Origin of the sequence: Rubellimicrobium aerolatum, assembly GCF_017872975.1 — a bacterium.
Classification (GTDB): Bacteria; Pseudomonadota; Alphaproteobacteria; order Rhodobacterales; family Rhodobacteraceae; genus Rubellimicrobium; species Rubellimicrobium aerolatum.
Map to the genome: position 1 here is coordinate 46,844 of NZ_JAGGJP010000014.1, position 16,880 is coordinate 63,723.

At 70.6% G+C, this 16,880-nt stretch carries 18 protein-coding genes; 9 read left to right on the forward strand and 9 right to left on the reverse strand.

Going from position 1 to position 16,880, the window contains the following annotated elements; genetic code table 11:
* Positions 1-25 precede the first annotated feature (25 nt).
* Positions 26-439 carry a DUF3768 domain-containing protein gene (locus J2Z33_RS14100; RefSeq protein WP_209842162.1) on the reverse strand — a complete coding sequence of 138 codons (414 nt, stop codon included), beginning with the start codon at positions 437-439 and terminating at the stop codon, positions 26-28.
* Between the two features lie 914 nt (positions 440-1,353).
* Here J2Z33_RS14100 and J2Z33_RS18975 point away from each other — a divergent pair.
* From J2Z33_RS18975 to J2Z33_RS18475, 3 genes are all read left to right on the forward strand, one after another.
* Entirely contained in the window at positions 1,354-1,521 is a 168-nt protein-coding gene (locus tag J2Z33_RS18975) for an H-NS histone family protein (RefSeq protein ID WP_377110139.1), read from the forward strand.
* Between the two features lie 428 nt (positions 1,522-1,949).
* The gene (locus J2Z33_RS14110) at positions 1,950-2,114 is read left to right on the forward strand and encodes a hypothetical protein (RefSeq protein WP_209842166.1); all 165 of its coding nucleotides are present in this window, start codon (positions 1,950-1,952) and stop codon (positions 2,112-2,114) included.
* 99 nt (positions 2,115-2,213) lie between these two features.
* Entirely contained in the window at positions 2,214-2,447 is a 234-nt protein-coding gene (locus J2Z33_RS18475) for an H-NS histone family protein (RefSeq protein WP_342454198.1), read from the forward strand.
* 790 nt (positions 2,448-3,237) lie between these two features.
* Here the strand turns inward: J2Z33_RS18475 and repC are convergent.
* The 3 genes from repC to J2Z33_RS14130 all read right to left on the reverse strand — a co-directional run bounded on the left by repC (position 3,238) and on the right by J2Z33_RS14130 (position 6,797).
* Positions 3,238-4,431, reverse strand: coding sequence for a replication initiation protein RepC (gene repC / locus J2Z33_RS14120; RefSeq protein WP_342454199.1), 1,194 nt, complete (start codon positions 4,429-4,431; stop codon positions 3,238-3,240).
* Between the two features lie 824 nt (positions 4,432-5,255).
* Positions 5,256-5,876: a cytochrome b gene (locus J2Z33_RS14125; RefSeq protein ID WP_209842171.1), complete on the reverse strand. Its 621-nt coding sequence runs from the start codon at positions 5,874-5,876 to the stop codon at positions 5,256-5,258.
* 150 nt (positions 5,877-6,026) lie between these two features.
* A complete protein-coding gene (locus tag J2Z33_RS14130; RefSeq protein ID WP_209842173.1) occupies positions 6,027-6,797 on the reverse strand; it encodes a COG4705 family protein in 771 nt (256 codons plus the stop codon).
* Between the two features lie 252 nt (positions 6,798-7,049).
* Here J2Z33_RS14130 and J2Z33_RS14135 point away from each other — a divergent pair, with 252 nt between their 5' ends.
* Positions 7,050-7,487 (forward strand): EamA family transporter, encoded by a 438-nt coding sequence (locus tag J2Z33_RS14135; RefSeq protein ID WP_209842175.1) that lies wholly within the window; start codon positions 7,050-7,052, stop codon positions 7,485-7,487.
* Positions 7,488-7,631: 144 nt separating this feature from the next.
* On the opposite strand, the gene J2Z33_RS18855 is transcribed toward J2Z33_RS14135, so the two are convergent.
* The 3 genes from J2Z33_RS18855 to J2Z33_RS14150 form a co-directional block, all read right to left on the reverse strand.
* Complete coding sequence (locus J2Z33_RS18855; protein WP_209842177.1) at positions 7,632-8,999, reverse strand: sensor histidine kinase; 1,368 nt, start codon at positions 8,997-8,999, stop codon at positions 7,632-7,634.
* A complete protein-coding gene (locus J2Z33_RS14145) occupies positions 8,996-9,667 on the reverse strand; it encodes a winged helix-turn-helix domain-containing protein (RefSeq protein ID WP_209842179.1) in 672 nt (223 codons plus the stop codon). The genes J2Z33_RS18855 and J2Z33_RS14145 overlap by 4 nt, the downstream gene beginning before the upstream one ends.
* Positions 9,668-9,750: 83 nt before the next feature.
* Entirely contained in the window at positions 9,751-10,134 is a 384-nt protein-coding gene (locus tag J2Z33_RS14150) for a PepSY domain-containing protein (RefSeq protein ID WP_209842181.1), read from the reverse strand.
* A 282-nt stretch (positions 10,135-10,416) separates the two neighbouring features.
* On the opposite strand from J2Z33_RS14150, the gene J2Z33_RS14155 reads away from it, so the two are divergent.
* From J2Z33_RS14155 to J2Z33_RS18860, 5 genes are all read left to right on the forward strand, one after another.
* Positions 10,417-11,076, forward strand: a complete 660-nt coding sequence (locus tag J2Z33_RS14155; RefSeq protein WP_209842183.1) for a hypothetical protein — start codon at positions 10,417-10,419, stop codon at positions 11,074-11,076.
* 33 nt (positions 11,077-11,109) lie between these two features.
* Positions 11,110-11,928: a COG4705 family protein gene (locus J2Z33_RS14160; RefSeq protein WP_209842185.1), complete on the forward strand. Its 819-nt coding sequence runs from the start codon at positions 11,110-11,112 to the stop codon at positions 11,926-11,928.
* 136 nt (positions 11,929-12,064) lie between these two features.
* Entirely contained in the window at positions 12,065-12,772 is a 708-nt protein-coding gene (locus J2Z33_RS14165) for a response regulator (protein WP_209842187.1), read from the forward strand.
* On the forward strand, positions 12,759-14,111 hold the full coding sequence (locus J2Z33_RS14170) for a sensor histidine kinase (RefSeq protein WP_209842189.1): 1,353 nt from the start codon (positions 12,759-12,761) through the stop codon (positions 14,109-14,111). Before J2Z33_RS14165 ends, J2Z33_RS14170 begins: the two co-directional genes overlap by 14 nt.
* 2 nt (positions 14,112-14,113) lie before the next feature.
* Positions 14,114-16,105: a bifunctional DedA family/phosphatase PAP2 family protein gene (locus J2Z33_RS18860; protein ID WP_209842191.1), complete on the forward strand. Its 1,992-nt coding sequence runs from the start codon at positions 14,114-14,116 to the stop codon at positions 16,103-16,105.
* 109 nt (positions 16,106-16,214) lie between these two features.
* Here the strand turns inward: J2Z33_RS18860 and J2Z33_RS14180 are convergent, their stop codons facing one another.
* Together J2Z33_RS14180 and J2Z33_RS18980 are read right to left on the reverse strand one after the other, a co-directional pair.
* Positions 16,215-16,418, reverse strand: a complete 204-nt coding sequence (locus J2Z33_RS14180) for a hypothetical protein (RefSeq protein ID WP_209842243.1) — start codon at positions 16,416-16,418, stop codon at positions 16,215-16,217.
* Complete coding sequence (locus J2Z33_RS18980; protein WP_209842193.1) at positions 16,337-16,825, reverse strand: cytochrome b/b6 domain-containing protein; 489 nt, start codon at positions 16,823-16,825, stop codon at positions 16,337-16,339. The genes J2Z33_RS14180 and J2Z33_RS18980 overlap by 82 nt, the downstream gene beginning before the upstream one ends.
* Positions 16,826-16,880: the final 55 nt, after the last annotated feature.

Genomic DNA, 16,880 nt, shown 5'->3' on the forward strand with positions numbered 1-16,880 from the left:
CGCGCGGCGGCGCCCCTGCCGGTCCTCACCACTCGTCGGGGAGCAGGATCGTCAGGACGCGCCGGGTGCAGGCGGGGTCCTCGGGGACCTCGGAGCCGAAGCGGTAGTCGGCGTCGTAGAGGTCGATCTTCCAGTAGAGCCGGACGGCGCGGCCCCCGTCCTCGATCTCGAAGGCGCCGAAGTCGCGCCAGCCGTGGGGGTCGTTGTCCTCGGAAAAGTCCGCGAAGCGCATCACCGCCACCACGATCCGCAGGCCCGCATCCCGGCCCAGGGCCGCGACACCTTGAGTGACGACGATCCGGCCCGGCACGGCAGGGTCCGCGCCGAAGCTGTAACGGAAGCGGTCGTTCTGCTCTGCGATAACGACAGCCGTCTTGGCCTCGTCGATCAGGCGTCCCGCGTCGAAGCCGCGCTCCTGGTCCTCAGGGCTCTTGGTCATCTTGGTCATCTCCTGTCCCCAGCGGGTGGGGGCACCATGGGGAGCACCGCGCTCCCCATGCCTCATATATAAAGACTTTGTGTCTATATGTCAAGCGTCTTAGGACAAAAAGTCTAGCGACATCAACGGCAAGCCTCCTCCCGTCCCGCCGCGCCGGTCGCACCCCGCCCGACGGAGGGCCTGGGGTCGGTCTTGGGGCGGGGGGTTGACGCGGACCCGGGCGGCCGAGACTGGCCCAGCCCCGACCCCGGGCACCGGGGGCGGGGATGGAGCCGAAGGCGACGCCGCTCGGGGCCGGGTCAAGGGGCCGAAGGCTCCCGGGCGCCGGGGCCGTCCGGTCCGGCCCCCAAAGGGCCGGACGCGGCGGGGCCATCGCCCCGCGGCGAGGAGGGCGCCGGGACCAGATTTCCGCCGCCGCGCGCGGCGGCGGAAATCTGCGCTCGGGATCAGGCCCCGGACCCCCCGACCCAAGACCGACCCCAGGACCGGGGGGACGTCCGGGTGGTTCTGGCCCGCGTCAGGGATCGTGACCGCGTGCGGCGGAGACGGGGCCTCCAGGCCCTGGCTCCGGTCCCGGCCGGTCTCCGGCGGGCCGGGACTAGAGCCCGGTCGCCCGCCGCGCGGGCGAGACGCCAAAGCCACGCGGGGACGGGATGAACAACGGCTGGTTGTTGAGGCGTTGCCCCATGCGCCCCTTTCGGGAATTGCTGGGCTGACGGCGACAGGCTTGCGGCGAGGGTGGCGTGACGACGAAGCAGACGGACCTATCGACCCTGACGCCCGCCGAATTGCGGATCCTTCGGCGGAAGGTCGATCAGGCGCTCGCCGGAAAGACGGACCTCGCCCGCAAACGGAAGGCTCTGGCCGCCGCGCAGGCCGCGGCCGAGGCGTGGGGCTTCCACCTCGCGGACCTCATGGACCTGTCCCGCTCTCCCCTGGCGGGGGTCCGGATCCCTCCCAAGTTCCGGGACCCCGCCTCGAGGACCAACGTCTGGTCGGGTCGGGGCCGGCCTCCGCAATGGTTCGTGGCGGCGGTCGAGACTGGCATCACGCCTGAGGCCATGAGGATCCGACCGGATTAGGCGACACTCCTTCACCGCCGGGCCCGTGTTCGTGCGACCCGTCCCCGGCCACCCCGAACCGAGATGGCGCCACGACACTTGGAGAGGCCCGATGGAACCCACGCGGAAACGGTTCACCGCGCCGAACCTCATCGAGTTCTCTTCCCGCTCGACCGCATCCCGGACGCGCGTGGCCCGCATCACGGTCGAGGGGATCACCCATGTGGCCTTCGGCCTGGAACGCGGCCAGTCGCCCACCAACGAGATCGAGCGCCTGGCCGCCTTCATCTGGGAGGCGTGCTACCCACGAGCAGGCGTGGAGCGACCTCCGGTGGTACGACGTCCAGGTCCATTGGTGCGACGTCCAGCGCCGGGAGACCGCGAAGCCGCCCCCGGCCCCCGTCGAAGACCTGTTTCGCGTGTGTCCGGTTCGGTTGAAGGGCCAGGTCGTGCCGCGCCGCGACTGGCTCGGACGGGTGCGCGGCCGGACGTTCGCCGTCTCCGACCCCGAATGGGATCGGCGCGTCCCTTGCGAGGATCTGGTTCCGCAGTTCCGTCGGGCCCTCGTCCGCGACGTGCTCGAGCCGGTGCGGGAACATGGCCTGCAGGTGTGACCGCCCTCCGGGTCCGGTCGCGCGCTCGCGGCGGGAGATCGCGCGAACCAGCCCGGATCGACACGAGCGGTCGAGATTCCTGCAACCGGGAGGGCCCCCGTGAGCGACAAGGATGACCCTGTGGGCGCGATCCTGGCGAGGTGGGGGCTCTCGCGCGAGACCCTCAAGCCGCCCCGCTCGTCGGTGTTGGCCGGCACGAAGGTGCCCATCAAGTACCGGGACCCCCAGAACGAGGCGAACGTCTGGTCGGGTCGCGGCCGCGCGCCCCGATGGTTCCGCGAGGCCTTGGACGCCGGGGTTCCGGTCGAGGTCCTGATCGTCCGACCGAAGTAGCCCCGGCCCTGCCGCCCCCACTGCGGAGCCGGCGCTTGCCCGCACCACGGCCCAACTGATCCGGAGAAGAGGACGTCGTACGCGACCCATCGATCCGGACCCGTCGCTCCGGCGCGAGCTAGAAGGCGCGCCCGCCTCCGAGGGCTGGGCCATGCGCGTCCTCTCACCGCAAGAGCTCCGGCGCTGCTTTGCTGCGCCGCTCGGATCCCACAGCGGATTGGGGACGTGGCGCAGCCTTGGTCTGGTGGAAGGATCGCCCCGGACCCGACCGGACGCGAGAGCGTCCGAACGCCTCGCTGGTGTGAGCTCCGGGGGCTGCCAGCCCCCGGCTGCCACTCGCAGGCGCTCGTGGCCTTCCTTGACTCGACAAGCAGCCCCCGGCTGCTTGTCCAGGCGCTCGAAAGCCCTCCGGGGATATTTGGAGAAGGTGAGGGGCAGGGGCCTCGCGGCCATCCTTGACCGCCGAATCGGCCTGGAGCAGCATGAGGGGGCGTCACAGCCGGGGACGGCGATGGACGCGAAGGTGAGGCCGGGTCGCCCCGAGGCGGCCCGGCTTTTTGCTGGGCTCGGCCCGGCCAGCCCCAAGGGCGCGTTGCCGTCATCGGTCGTGAAGGGGGCCGGGTCCGCACAGAGTCCGCCGCCACCGAGGGGCCCGGAGGGGCGGGGTTCCAAGCACCGGTCGAGGGCGCGGCCGCCCGAACTGTTGGCCCGAAGGCGCGGCGGGTCTCCGGCCGCGGCCCGGCGGGCCGCGCACGCCGTGGGACGCCGATCCTTGGCCTCGGGCCCGGTCTCACTCCGGCTCTCGCCGGTTTCGCTCCACGAGGCCGATCAGGCTGCCCGCGAGGTTGAGCCTGCCCGCCAGGGCGAGGCGCGCGAAGGACCGGAGCGCCCCCCCGGGGCTGCGGATGGGCCGGACGGGGTCGAACCGCCGCGCGTCGATGACGATCACCGCCAAGGCGGCCGCGAGGTCCCCCATGGCCTCGGTGGCCTCGTCCCAGGCGCTGGGGTTGATGCCGAGGTCGGGCAGGATCATCACCGCCGCGCGCACCAGGTCGAGCTCGTTAGGCAAGGCCCGGTGCCCCTTGGTGGCGTCGAGATACATCCGCATGTCCTCCGAGCAGGCCGCATAGAGCCGTCGCGGCGTGAAGGTTTCCAGCCAATGGGGCTTGTGCCCGCGCTGGAAGTCGCGAGCCTGTGGTTCTCTGCCTTCCTCGGCGCCGACAGGCGCCGCGACCAAGGAAGCGTCAGCCGGCGTGCCGGCTGGCCGAGTCCCGTCGGCGGAGGCGACACAAGATTCAAGATTGTCTTCTCTTGTAGCTTGTACTGATAGGCGGAAGCCCGGTTCCGGCACGCCGGAAGACTCAGGCCGCATTTCGAGCAGCCCCAGGCCCTTGTCCACAGCCTCGTCCAGACTCGAGAGGAGCGCGTCGAGGTCGGACGCCTCGAGCCCGTCGTAGCGCCGGGGCAGCTCGGCGTAGAAGGCGAGGCACTCGGTCGTGGCCGGGGCCTGGGGCGCGCTCTCAAGGAGCCGCTGCAGCACGCCCTTCAAGACGCGGCGCGCGGCCGAGCACTGCCGGCGCAGGCCCAGGAGGCGCTGCCGCTCGGCCTCGTCCTCGGCGGCCAGCGCCAGGAGCTCCGGCATGCGCTCCACGAGAGGCGCGAGGCTCAGGCCCTGCACGACGGTCCCGCCGGCGAAGGAGCCGCGGCTGCCGTCGGCGGCGGTGGTCTTCAGGAGCAGCCCCGCCCGCTCGAGGGTGACCTCGTGGTAGCGCAGCGCGCGCGGGGTGAGCCCGAGCCGCTGCGCCATGGCCGTCTGCATGGCGTGGCAGACCGGATCGCGCGCGGGATCGGTCCAGTCGGAGGGCCGGGTGGCCTGGATGAAGGCCAGAAGGGTGAACGCGCAAGCCTCCGAAAGGCGGAAGGCGCGGCGGAGGACGGGCAGGAGGCGTTCCACGTCGCTGCGCGTGCAGCCAGGGGGCAGCACGGGACGGGAAGCCTCGCCCGCAGGGGGGCAAGCAAGTCGGAGCATGGTCCTCGGGTCCAGATGGGTTGGAGCGAGGCGGCACCGGGCAAGGCTCATCCGGTCGCACGGATGCGCTTTTTGCTTGCGTCGATGAAGGGAGGTGCTAGAACCGGACCTGAAATCTACGTGGCCGTGAGGGATTGGCGTCCCTTGGTCTAGCATCCCCCCCGTTGAGGTGCCCACCTCGCGGGGGTTTTGCGTTCTAGGCTGGTGTCGGATCTCCTTCTGTGAGTCCTGCGCGCTGTGCCGCACGGTTACACGTCACGGCAACAAGGCACAAACGATGTTTGCCGCAGCCAAAGCTCGACAACATTATATGATTGTTTGGGGCCGGCCCGTCCACCTCAGATTGCGGGACAGGACGCGACTGTGGCGCGTTCAGGCCGAGTTTCAAAGCTGCTGGATCCCAGCCGGATCCTCCTGCCGGATCAGCACGGCTTGGCGCTGGGCCTCGACGCAGGTGGAGGTCTCGGACCCGGGGCCGCTCTTGTCGAGAAATGATTTCGAAGCCAATCCTGCTGAGCAGGCCCGAACTGCCTAGCATGAGCAGAGGTCTGAAACTGCTCTTGCCCGCCGAACGACAGTAGCACAGGCCTATTTCAACACTCTCGCGTAGCCCAAGGTGCGAGCGATCGGCAGACCAGCGGGGAGAGGCGTGGCCGGGGCCCGCGAAGGCTCTGCTTTCGCGCGGGACATACGCGCGACCTAAGCCTGCGGGGCTTGCGTCCAACGCGCCGCGCTTTAGTCAGGACTTCTGCCTGCCCGCAGACACAATCGACGCATCGTTATATCGTCTTCACTCGCTGTAGAACCGAGATTGAGCGCAGCACGCCGTCATGGCGGACCACCCGGTGCCACAAGGCGCCAACGAAGTGCGCCGCAAAGAGCCAGCCGAGGAGCTCAGCCATGAACTCGTGGAGGTCGCGGGCGAGCGCGAAGCGGGTAGTTGTCTGGATGCCGAAGAACCCAGGCCCGATGACCGTGACATCCGAGGGCGCGAGCCAGGCCATCGCGAAGCCAGTCAGGATGACCGCGGCGATACTGAGGTAGATGCCCTTGTGGACGAGACCCGCCAGCAGCCGCTCCCACCATGGCGCCTCGGCCGGCAGCCGCGAACCCTTGCTGGCGCTGCGCACGAGGAGCCAGAGCGCCCCATAGGCCACCGTCACGGCGATCCCCACCCAGACCTCGAAGCGCATGGCCGAGGGGTCCCTTAGCGCGCCTGTCACGTCGCCGTTGCTGACATACGCAAAAACGAGAAGCGCGGCTGCGACCCAGTGGACCCACTTGGTGGCCCAGTGGTGCGCCGGGGCCTCCGGCCCCTGGTGACGCAAGGGCGCGAGCCTGCGGCGGGCCTCGGCGAGCCGGTGCGAGATGGCGGGGCGCATCCCCTCGATGGTGCTCATGATGTCCTCGACGGCTTCTTGAACCGGGTTCAGGCTGACCGAGATTTGAACGTGGCCAGGACAGCCTTCCGTCGTGGCCATTCGGCTGGACGGGCCAGGTGTGTCCCAACCCGCCATTCTTGGCCGCGCGGCCCATGTGGTTGCGTCTGTCTACGCGTGCCGGCCAGCCCGCTGCGGCAGCAGGACGAGAAGGGACAGGATCGCTCCCGCGAGGACCGCCGAGGCCACGGGACGGCTGAAGTCGAGCCCGCCGTGGTCGAGCGGCTTGTCGAGGAAGTCGCCGACGGCCGCGCCGAGCGGACGCGTGAGGATGAAGGCCGCCCAGAACAGGAGCACGCGGTCGCCAAAGCCGCGCCAGTGGAGGGTCGCGACGCCGGCGAGCCCGACCGCGAAGATCGCCGCGGCGCCGACGTAGCCTAGGCCGGCCGTGTCGGCGAGCCAGTCGCCGAGCGCGGTGCCCAGCGTCTGTGATAGGGTGATGGTGATCCAGTACCAAAGCTCGGAGCGCCGGTCGTGAATGTCGTCGGCCGAGATGCGCCCGACCGCGAGCCGCCAGCCTCCGAGCGACAGGAGCACCGAGGCTAGGAGCAGCGTCGAGCCCCCAAGGTAGCCGATGCCGAGCGAGCGGGTAGCGAAGTCCGCAAGCGTGGTGCCGGCTGTGGTCGAGGCGATGATGGTTCCCCAGTAAAGGAGGGGGCGGAAGCGGTCCGCCGACATCTGCCAGGCGATCATGCCGACCAGGATGGCACCGAAGATGGCGGTGGCGGCGAGATAGCCCAGATCCAGTGTCATGCTGAGGGTGTCGCCGCCGGTCTCGCCAAACGTGGTGGCGAGCACCTTGATGGCCCAGAAGCCAAGGGTGACGGCGGGCACCTTGCTTAAAAGGGCCGCCTGGTCGGCTCGCGCCGAGGGGAGGGTCATGGGTGTGGTCTCCGTAAGGGACGTTGAGGCCGGGAAGAGATGCGGCTTCCGCTAGGGAAGGGTCTGGACGCATCCTTTCATGGATGGCGGCGGGGTCGGGATGGGCTGCTGGCCCAGGCGCCGTCATGGCGCCCGCTGCATCGCGAGGCGACTTAGCAGCGGCCTGTCGGCCGTCTCAACGATCTGTAAGGTGCCGACGCAGGAGCGAACGCGCAGAGTGGCGGCGAGCGGCGGGGGCCGGAGGAGCGAGTCGTGAGGGGCCTTCTTCAGTCGTGGCAGCTCTGGGCGTTGTTGTCGGCGTCCTTCGCGGCGCTCACGGCCATCTTCGCCAAGGTGGGCGTCGCCGGCGTCAACTCGGACTTCGCCACCTTCGCGCGCACGGTCGTGGTGCTCGCAGTCCTCGGCACGCTTCTCAGCGCGACGGGCCAATGGCAGGACCCGGCGACGGTCTCAGGACGTACCTGGGCCTTCCTTGTGCTCTCGGGCTTCGGCACCGGCGCGTCCTGGCTGTGCTACTTCCGCGCCCTCAAGCTCGGCCCGGCCTCACGCGTGGCGCCCATCGACAAGCTCAGCGTGGTGCTGGTGGCCGTCTTCGCCGTCCTGTTCCTGGGCGAGAGGCTCTCGGGGCTCAACTGGCTCGGGGTAGCGCTGATCGCCGGCGGCGCCGTCCTCGTCGCCTACAATGGGTAAGGCGAGGTCGGCCATGCAGCCGCCCCTTGGTCACCGGCCTTGCGCGGCGGGGTGCTCGTCGTGAGGCCTCCCCCTGAGCACCGACGCGGTTCGCAAGGCCTGAGCGGGCGAAGGTTCGACGCGAACGCCCGGTGCCGTGAACCCTCAGCCGGCCGGGAAGATCAATCGCACCCGCAGACCCGGGTCGTTGTCCTCTAACGTCAGCTCGGCCTCATGGAGCGCCGCGACGGCCGCCACCAGCGACAGCCCCAGGCCGTGGCCCTCGGTGGTGCGGCTGCGCTCCAGCCGGGTGAAGCGGCGCAGCACCGCGTCCCGCTCCGCCGTGGGGACGCCGGGGCCGTCATCGGCGACCGCGACCTCGGCCCGACCCTGCGAAACCTCCACAGAGAGGACGATGCGGCTGCCCGGAGGGGTGTGGCGCAGGGCGTTGTCGACGAGGTTGGCGACCGCCTGCTGAAGGAGCCCCTTCTCGCCTCGGACCGTGATCGGCGCCGGGTCCAGGCGAAGGCGCAGGTCGTGGCCTCCATCTTCGGCCACGGGGCCGTAGATGTCGGCCACCGTGGCGGCGAGAGCTTGGAGGTCCACGGGTGCAAAGCGCTCCCGGAGCGTGCCGGCCTCCACCTGGGCGATCTGAAGCAGCGCCCCGAAGATCGCCGCCGCGCGGTCGGCCTCTTCGACCGCCCGGCCAGCGATGCGCGCCTCCTCGCCTGCCTCGGGCAGGCGGGCAAGGAGGTCGCCGAGCAGGAGGCGGATGCGGCTCACCGGGGTGCGGAGGTCGTGGGCGATGTCGGCGCTAACCTGGCGCAGCGCGGCCACGGACGCCTCCTGCGCGCCTGCCATGCGGTCGATGCGCGCGGCGATCAAGGCGAGGTCGTCGGCGGCGCGGGAGGGCCTCCCGACCGGAGCCGGCACGCGGGCGGCGAGGTCGCCCTCGGCAAGACGGTCGAGGGTGGCCGCGATCGCCTCCACGCGGCGACCTTCCCGCCGCGCCAGGACCAGTCCGCCGGCGAGGCCAAGGCCGATGGTGGGCAGCAGGCTCAGGAGGAGCACGTTGAGGAACACCTCGCGCAGGTCCCCAAGCTGCTCGCCGCCGAGCGCCACCATCAGCCGCCCGCCGTGGAGCGGCCGCGCGAGCGCAAGAAAGGTCCCGTCATGGCCCGTGACGGTCTCGTCCATCGTCAGGGTGCGCAGACCAAGCCAGGTGCCCGGCGATGCGGCGTTGCCGACACTCGCCCCCTGGGCGTCCACGAAGGACAGGAGCTGCCGGTCGGGATCGGTGGCCTGCACCTGCGCCGCAATGGTCGCGGCCAGCGCCTCGGCGTCGGGCGTGGCGGCAAGCCCGGCGACCGCCGTTCCGAGGTCGGCCTCCAGCGCGCTCAGGATGGCGGTGCGGGTGAGCCAGTAGCTTCCCGCGAGGCTGACGAGGCTGGTGGTGGCGAAGAGCGCCACGAGGCCGAGCGCGAGCCGCAGCGGCGTCGAGCGCAAGACGGACCGGCGCGGGATCGGGCTCACCCTTCCACCCGGTAGCCTGCGCCGCGCACGGTTTGGATCAGCTCGGTGGCGAAGGGTCGGTCGATCTTGGCGCGCAGGCGGCTCACATGAGTCTCGACGACGTTGGTCTGGGGGTCGAAGGAGATGTCCCACACCGCCTCCAGGAGCATCGTGCGCGTCTGCACGCGCCCCTTGCGACGCACCAGATGTTCCAGGAGGGCGAACTCACGCGGCAGAAGATCGATCTCGACGCCGGCGCGCGTGACGCGGCGGCGGAGCAGGTCGATGACCAGGTCGCCGGCCGTGAGGGTCGTGGGCTCGTCCCGCAGGGCGGGCCGGCGCGCCAGGGCCGCGATGCGCGCGGACAGCTCGCCAAAGGCGAAGGGCTTGACCAGGTAGTCGTCGGCCCCCGCGCCCAAGCCCTCGATGCGGTCCTCGACGCCACCGACGGCCGTGAGGACGATCGCGGGCGTGCGATTGCCCGCGGCCCGCAGCGTGCGCACCAGCGCCAGGCCTTCGAGGCCCGGCAGCATCCGGTCCACGACCAGCACGTCGTGGCCACCCGTCGTGGCCTGGATCAGGCCATCGCGGCCGTCGCGCACGAGGTCCACGACGTGACCCTCGCGCCGGAGGCCGTCTGCGACGTAATCTCCCGTGGTGACGTCGTCCTCGATGACCAGAATCCGCACGGGCGCCTCCATGGGGAAAGGGGCAGCGCGGTCGCCCGCGCTGCCCAGTGTCGTCCTATCCGAGCGGGCCCGGCCCTGCGACGTCAACCCTCGTCGCCGTCCTCGCTCTCGCCGTCGTCCTGGCCGGTGCCGTGATCGTCGTCGGTCTCGCCGTCGTCGGCCACGGTGCCATCCTGGGCATTTACCACCACGTCCTTGAAGGTGCCGTCCGCCATCAGGACCTCGACGTCCCAGGCCGAAGCCTCGCCGTCGTCGCCGTTGTCGAACTCGATCGACGCAACCGTCCCGCCGGTCGAAGACTGGGCCGCCGTGATCGCATCGGCGAGCTTCACGGGGGCCTGGGTCAGGGCCTGCGCCTCGGCGGCGTCGTCGCCCGCCCCGGCCTGCTGGGCGTTCGCCGCAGCGCCGAGGCCGAGAGCGGACAGGGCCAGCAGGCCGGCCGCGACGATCTTGGTTTTCATGGTCATGGAACTTGCTCCTGGGTTCGCCCGGGCCTTGGTGCCTGGGATAACAGAGACCTGGGCCCTGAGGCTGTCGGGCCTCTGTCGAAGACGTTGCAAGTTTGTTATCCGAGGCACCCGTCTGGACTCTGGCAGGCGGCGGGTCGCCTTACACCCTTGTAAGGGACCTGACAGGCCGCCGCAGAAGCCGCGTCGCTACACCCTCCGCATCGGAGGCAGGCCCGTCGCGCCATCAGACCTCCTCGGGAAAGGCCACGGTCCTGGCGCGGCGGTGGAGGAGACGGAAAGATGCGCAAGCTACTCTTGACGGGTGCGCTGATGTTCGGGGCAGCCGGGATCGGCGTGCTTTGGACCCAGCCCGGAGCGCCGGCCGCGGCACCGGCGGCTGCCGCTTCGACGGCGGCCCCGCTCGGCGACCTTTCGAGCCTTCAGGTCATCGTCGCCGACGTCCAGGGCCTTGCCACCAAGGGCGACTGGCCAGTCGCCGAGGCGCGGATCACCGATTTCGAGACCGCCTGGGACGACGCCGAGCCCACAATGCGGCCCAGGGACGTCACCGCCTGGGGCAACGTGGATGCCGCCGCCGACGCGGCACTCGACGCGCTCAGGGCCGGCTCGCCCGATGAAGCGCAGGTCACGGCTACGCTCGCTGCCCTGTCGGCGGAACTGGCGCATCCGACTGCAGGCGGCGGCGAGGCCACGCCGACCGTAGGAATCGTCGGCCCCGATGGCACGGTGGCCGTCACCGACCCCAACGGACGCCCCATTCCCTGCGAGGACATGGCCAGCGCGCTGCGCACGGCGCTGGCCGCCGCGGGCAACCTCACCGCCGCCGACAAGGCCAGCGTGGACGACCTCCAGGCCAAGGGGCTGGAGCGCTGCAACGCCGACGATGACGCCCGCGCCGACGCCTTCTTCGCGGACGCCCTCACCATCCTCGCGCCCTGAGGCTGCGCGCCCTCCCCCTGACCGGAGACTTCCATGTCCACGCTCGACATGCCGGCGATGCCGGCGCAACCTCCCATGACGACCGGTCCTGCGGCACCCAACCGTGTGCCGCGCGTCACCTGGGACTTCTGGCTCATCAAGCTCATGGCCGTGACCATGGGCGAGACAGCGGCCGACTTCCTTGCCGTCAACCTCGGCCTGGGGCTCACCGCCACCTCGCTCTTCATGGCGGCGGTGCTCTGCCTGGCCCTGATCCCGCAGGTCGAGGCCAAGCGCTACGTGCCCTGGAGCTACTGGCTCGCGGTGGTCCTGATCTCGATCGTGGGCACGCTCGTCACCGACAACCTCGTGGACAATTTCGGCGTCAGCCTCGTCACCACGACGGTGATCTTCACGCTGGCGCTCGCAGCGACCTTCTGGGCCTGGTGGCGCTCGGAGGGCACCCTCTCGATCCACCACGTTACCACCGATCGGCGCGAGGCCTTCTACTGGCTCGCCATCCTCTTCACCTTCGCGCTCGGTACCGCCGCAGGCGACCTCGTGGCCGAGAAGTTCGGGCTGGGCTACCTGACCACGGGCCTTCTCTTCGGCCTGGTCATCGCCGCCATCGCCTTCGGCCACTACGTTCTGAAGATGAACGCCATCCTCGCCTTCTGGCTGGCCTACATCCTGACGCGGCCGCTCGGCGCCTCGTTCGGCGACCTGCTTTCCCAACCGTCCGAGTATGGCGGCCTCGGCCTCGGCACGATCGTCACCTCCGCCCTGTTCCTTGCCGTGATCGCTGGGATCGTCCTCTACATGACCCTGACCAACCGCGGCGAGGTCGAGGCCTACCTCGACCGCCACGGCTGACCTCCGTCTGTCCCACCTGACCGCCGCGCCCCGGATGGTCAGGCACTTCGGGCGGGCCCGCCATCGGCAGGCCCGCCCCTTTTCGTGCGACGGTCCTTCTGCGACCGTAAGCCGATCCGCTTCAAGGACCTTTCCCATGCGCATTCTGCTCGTTGAGGACGACCGCGACACGGCCGCTTACGTCGCGCGGGGGCTGACCGAGGCGGGCCACGTCTGCGACCACCTTGCCGACGGGCAGGACGGCCTGTTCCAGGCCACCCGCGAGGCCTACGACGTGGCCGTGGTGGACCGGATGCTGCCCGGGCTGGACGGGCTCAGCCTCGTGCGGGCGCTGCGCGCGGCGGGCCGCAAGACGCCCGTTCTGTTCCTGACGGCCGTGGGCGGCGTCGATGATCGCGTCGAGGGGCTGGAGGCGGGCGCCGACGACTACCTCACCAAGCCTTTCGCCTTTTCTGAGTTGCTCGCGCGCGTGAACGCCTTGGCCCGCCGGCCGCAGGCGGTAGCGGCCACCACCACCTTGCGCGTCGCGGACCTGGAGCTCGACCTTCTGGCGCGCACGGCCCGACGCGCCGGCGTGGCCATCGACCTCCTGCCCAAGGAGTTCACGCTCCTGGAGGTCCTGATGCGCAACGAGGGCCGCGTCGTCACGCGCACCATGCTGCTGGAGCGGGTCTGGGACTTCAACTTCGATCCCAAGACCAGCGTGGTCGAGACCCACGTGAGCCGCCTGCGCGCCAAGATCGACCGGCCCTTCGCGCAACCCCTTCTTCAGACCGTCAAGTCGGCGGGCTACATGCTTCGCGCGCCGTCCGGCCCTGCCTTTCCAAGCTATGCGTCCTGCTGACCTTCTGGGCCGCACGTCCGTCCAGCTGGCGCTGGCCTTTGCGCTCCTTCTCATCGCCGCCTTCGCGCTCGCCGGCGTCGTGGCCTGGAGCCTGATCCGCCAGGATCTCGGGGCGCAGGCGGACCGGCGTATCCTCCAGACCTGGCAGACCATCGCCGCCGAGGCGGACGATGGCTCGGCTGAACTCATCGCCGGCGTCGAGGAGCAGCTCGCGGCCATCTCCGACCTGTCGACCGGGATCTGGCTCGGCGATGCCTCCGGCGCGCGCCTTGCGGGCAACCTGCCCCGCTTCGATGGCCCATCGGGCTGGTCCGACCTTTCACCCGGAGCGCTGGGCCTCTCCGACGGATTCCCTTATCGCCTCTACGCCCGCAACGTCGGCTCCCACCTGCTCGTGGTGGGCAGCGCCAACGCCGACATCCACGAGATGGGCGAGATCGTTGCGGGCGCGCTCGGCTGGGCCTCGGTCGCCGCGCTGATCGTGGCACTCGCGGGAGGGGCCGCGCTTGCCGGCGGCATCCAGGCGCGCATCGAGCGCATGGAGACGACCCTGGACCGTGTGGGCGAAGGCGACCTGGCTGCCCGCGTGCCCGTCGAAGGCCGTGGCGACCTTGCCCGGCTTGGACGCGGCATCAACGCCGCGGTCATGCGCCTCGAAGGGCTGGTCGAAGGCATGCGGCAGGTGTCCACCGACATCGCCCACGACCTCAGGACCCCGCTGGGGCGTCTCAGGATGCGCCTCGAAGAGGCAGCGGCGCAGGCGCCCGAGGGCTCGCCCCTGGCCACCGGCTTGCTGGACGCCCTGGAGGAAAGCGACGCCATCGACGCCACCTTCGCGGGCCTCCTCCGCATCGCCCAGATCGAGGCCGGGGCGCGCCGGGCCCGCTTTGCTCCCCTGGACCTCGCGGCGGTTCTCGACCGGATCGTCGAGGCCTATGCAGGCGTGGCCGAGGACCAAGGCAAGACGCTTGCCCTCGGTCCCTCGGGACTGTCGCCCGTGATCGGCGACGAGGAGCTGCTTCTCCAGCTCTTCGCCAACCTGGTCGAGAACGCCCTTCGGCACGGTCCACCCGGCACCGCCATCGTCTGCGGCCTGTCCCATGAGGCCGGGCGTACCACGGCCACCGTCCGTGACACCGGCCCCGGCATTCCTTCGTCCGAGCGCGAGCGCGTGCTGCGCCGGCTTTACCGGATGGAGGCCAGTCGCACCTCGCCCGGCACGGGCCTGGGCCTGGCGCTGGTCAAGGCCGTGGCCGACCTCCATGGGGCCGAACTGACCTTGGGAGACGCGGACCCCGGGCTCCTCGTGACCCTGCGCTTCCCCAAGGCAGGGTTCTGATCGTGACCCAAGGCCTCACGACCCTGATCGACGGCCTCGGAGCTCACCCAGCCTTGGCCGTGCTGATCGTCTTCCTGGCCTGCTTCGGGGAAGCCCTCCTGATCGTCGGGGCGGTGGTGCCCACCACGGTGCTCCTCGTAGGCGTCGGCACGCTGATTGGCGCGGGCAGCCTGCCCTTCCTCCCGCTCGTCGCCGCCGGCACGCTGGGTGCCGCGGCGGGGGACGCCCTAGGCTTCTGGGCCGGTCGCCGTTGGCGGGGTCGGCTGCGCACGGTCTGGCCCTTCAGCACCCACGCCACTCTCCTGACCGGGGGCGAGGCCTTCGTCGCGCGTCATGGCGGCAAGAGCATCCTGGTCGCCCGCTTCGTGCCCGGCGTGAAGGCGGTGGTACCGGTCCTCGCGGGCTCGATGGGGATGGGCGCGGCGTGGTTCACCCTTGTCAACGTGGCCTCCGGCGCGGTGTGGGTCCTGGCTCAGGTGCTTCCTGCCATGGTGGTCGGTCGCGGCCTCCAGGTGGGCGGCCTCGCCAACCCGCGCGCGCTGGTGCTGGCCGGGCTCGTGGTCGTGGGGGTGCTCGTGGCCTGGCTCCTCGCGCGCCTGGCCTCGACCCGGCTCGTGCCCGCGCTGGACCTGAGGAGGCAACGCTGGGTGGCTCGCCTTGACCGGCGTGGCAGCACCCAGGCGTCATGGCTCCGCCGACTCCTCGTCAACGAGGATGGCGTGCTCGTCGTGCTGGCCCTCGCCTTCCTGGCACTCGCCGCTCTTTCGGGGCTGCTGGCGCTGATGGCAGGGCTCCTGTTCGGCTCCGAGCTGGCTCTCTCCGACGCCGCTATAGAAGGCTTCGTGCAGACCCTGCGCACGCCTTGGGCCACTGGGGTCTTGGTGGGGATCACCATGCTCGGGGACGGGGCGGTGCTGATCCTGGTGGCGGCCCTGCTGGTGACGCTCCTCGCACTCTACCGCGAGTGGCGCCTGGCCGCGGTCGTCGCAGGCGCAGGCCTCCTCGGGGCGGTTGCCGTGCCGCTCCTCAAGGGACTGCTGCACCGCGCGCGCCCTTTGGCCATGGGCGATGGCGCTCAGGCCTTCAGCTTTCCGAGCGGTCACTCGACATTGGCCGCCATCGTCCTGGGCATCCTGGCGCTCTTCGTGGCCCGCGCGGCTCCCGCTCGGTTCAGGACGGTGACCTACGGCGCCTTCGCCGCGCTGGTGGCGCTGATCGCGCTCTCGCGGGTCTACCTCCAGGCGCACTGGCCGTCGGACGTGATGGCGGGGCTCCTCTTCGGCGCGGCCGTCGTCATCCTCGTGGCCCTGATGCTGCGGACCCAAGCCGTCTCGGTGCCGGGGCGGGCGTTCGCGGCCCTGCTGGGAGTCATAGTCCTCGTCGTGGCGCCGCTCCACCTTTGGCGAGGCTACGCGGCCGCCTACGCCGGTTACGACGTGCCAACCCCGACGGTCGTCCTTACGCAGGCGCAGTGGCTGGACGGCGCCTGGGCGGCGCTGCCGCAGGCTCGCATCCTCCTCGACGGCGATCCCGGCGAGCCGATGGTCCTTCAAACCGACCTGCCGCTTGCCCAAGTGGTGGAGGCCGCTCGGGCGGCTGGATGGAGGCCTCACGGGGGCGGGCTCGCGGGCGAGCTTGCGGCGGCTCTCCTGCCTTCGCGCGGGGACCTCCTCGACCGGGCACCCTGGCCCATGACCCACCTCGGACGGGCGCCGCTCGCCACCCTGGTGCGCAGCGATCCCGAGGAGCCGGCTCGCCGACTCGTGCTTCGCATCTGGGGCACCGACCGCGTGGTCGACGCTGCGTCCGCGTCCCGTTCCTTGCTGGCGGCGTCCCTGACGGCCGAGACCCTCGACCCGCTGGCCTTCGGCTGGTCGTTACTGGAAACGGTGGACGACGCGCGACCTGCTGCGACGGACGTGACGGACGTCCTGCCAGGGCTGGTCACACACGTCTCTGGCAACCCTATCCTCGTGGCGGCTCCGGGAGCTTAAACCCTCCGGGAGCCTCTGGCCGCTCTGGCTCGTGCGGACCGTCTGTCGCGCACCCGGGCCCTACCCTATGAAGGAGGTTTGCCTCGTTCCAAGGGAGCACCCGCGTGCCTCACGGATGCAGCGACCACATGGTCGAGAGGCTCAGCGACCGCAGCAGATGATGAAGGGCCGCAAGCCCCGCATGGCCGATCAGGTAGACCCAGACAAGGTTAGCCAACGTCAGGTGGACGGTCATCGCCAGCATCCCGTCGGGCTCGGCCGAGTGCAGGCCCAGCCGGACCTGGAGCCAGTAAAGCGAGCCGCTCGCCGCCATCGCGGTGACGAGGAGAGACCAAGGCCGTGGACGGTCGGAGCCAGCGCTCCCTCGGGGTCGTAGGGCGGCAGGCGCAACCGCAGGGCCGCGCGGACGTGGCGGGCAAGGTCGACGCCAAGCGCTCGGAGCCGGCGTGCCGAGAACCAAGGCAGGAGAGCGCCAAGCGCGGTACCCTTATGCCGGGACAGGGCCACCATCCAGAACGCAAGTGCAAGGACGGTGGCCGCGAGGCCGGACAGCTTATGGACCTGGAACAGGAGGTCGCCCGGCTGGACCTCGTCCGGACCCTGCATCGCCAAGCTGGTGACGAGTTGCGTGGCAACTGCGACTGCAAGGCCGCCATGGATCAGGCGGGTGGCCAGGCCGTGGCGCAAGGCAGGAGCGGGCGCGTGGAGCACATGGTGCATGAGGTTCGATCCTGTCGGAGGTCCCTTTCGGGCGGGACGGTCGCCCGACTCTTCG

Coding starts and splice junctions, on each gene's coding strand:
- J2Z33_RS14100 (WP_209842162.1), bottom strand. CDS start 439: ATGACCAAGAGCCCTGAGGACCAGGAGCGCGGCTTCGACGCGGGACGC.
- J2Z33_RS18975 (WP_377110139.1), top strand. CDS start 1,354: ATGGACCTGTCCCGCTCTCCCCTGGCGGGGGTCCGGATCCCTCCCAAG.
- J2Z33_RS14125 (WP_209842171.1), bottom strand. CDS start 5,876: ATGAGCACCATCGAGGGGATGCGCCCCGCCATCTCGCACCGGCTCGCC.
- J2Z33_RS14130 (WP_209842173.1), bottom strand. CDS start 6,797: ATGACCCTCCCCTCGGCGCGAGCCGACCAGGCGGCCCTTTTAAGCAAG.
- J2Z33_RS14150 (WP_209842181.1), bottom strand. CDS start 10,134: ATGACCATGAAAACCAAGATCGTCGCGGCCGGCCTGCTGGCCCTGTCC.
- J2Z33_RS14155 (WP_209842183.1), top strand. CDS start 10,417: ATGCGCAAGCTACTCTTGACGGGTGCGCTGATGTTCGGGGCAGCCGGG.
- J2Z33_RS14160 (WP_209842185.1), top strand. CDS start 11,110: ATGTCCACGCTCGACATGCCGGCGATGCCGGCGCAACCTCCCATGACG.
- J2Z33_RS14165 (WP_209842187.1), top strand. CDS start 12,065: ATGCGCATTCTGCTCGTTGAGGACGACCGCGACACGGCCGCTTACGTC.
- J2Z33_RS14170 (WP_209842189.1), top strand. CDS start 12,759: ATGCGTCCTGCTGACCTTCTGGGCCGCACGTCCGTCCAGCTGGCGCTG.
- J2Z33_RS14180 (WP_209842243.1), bottom strand. CDS start 16,418: ATGGCGGCGAGCGGCTCGCTTTACTGGCTCCAGGTCCGGCTGGGCCTG.
- J2Z33_RS18980 (WP_209842193.1), bottom strand. CDS start 16,825: ATGCACCATGTGCTCCACGCGCCCGCTCCTGCCTTGCGCCACGGCCTG.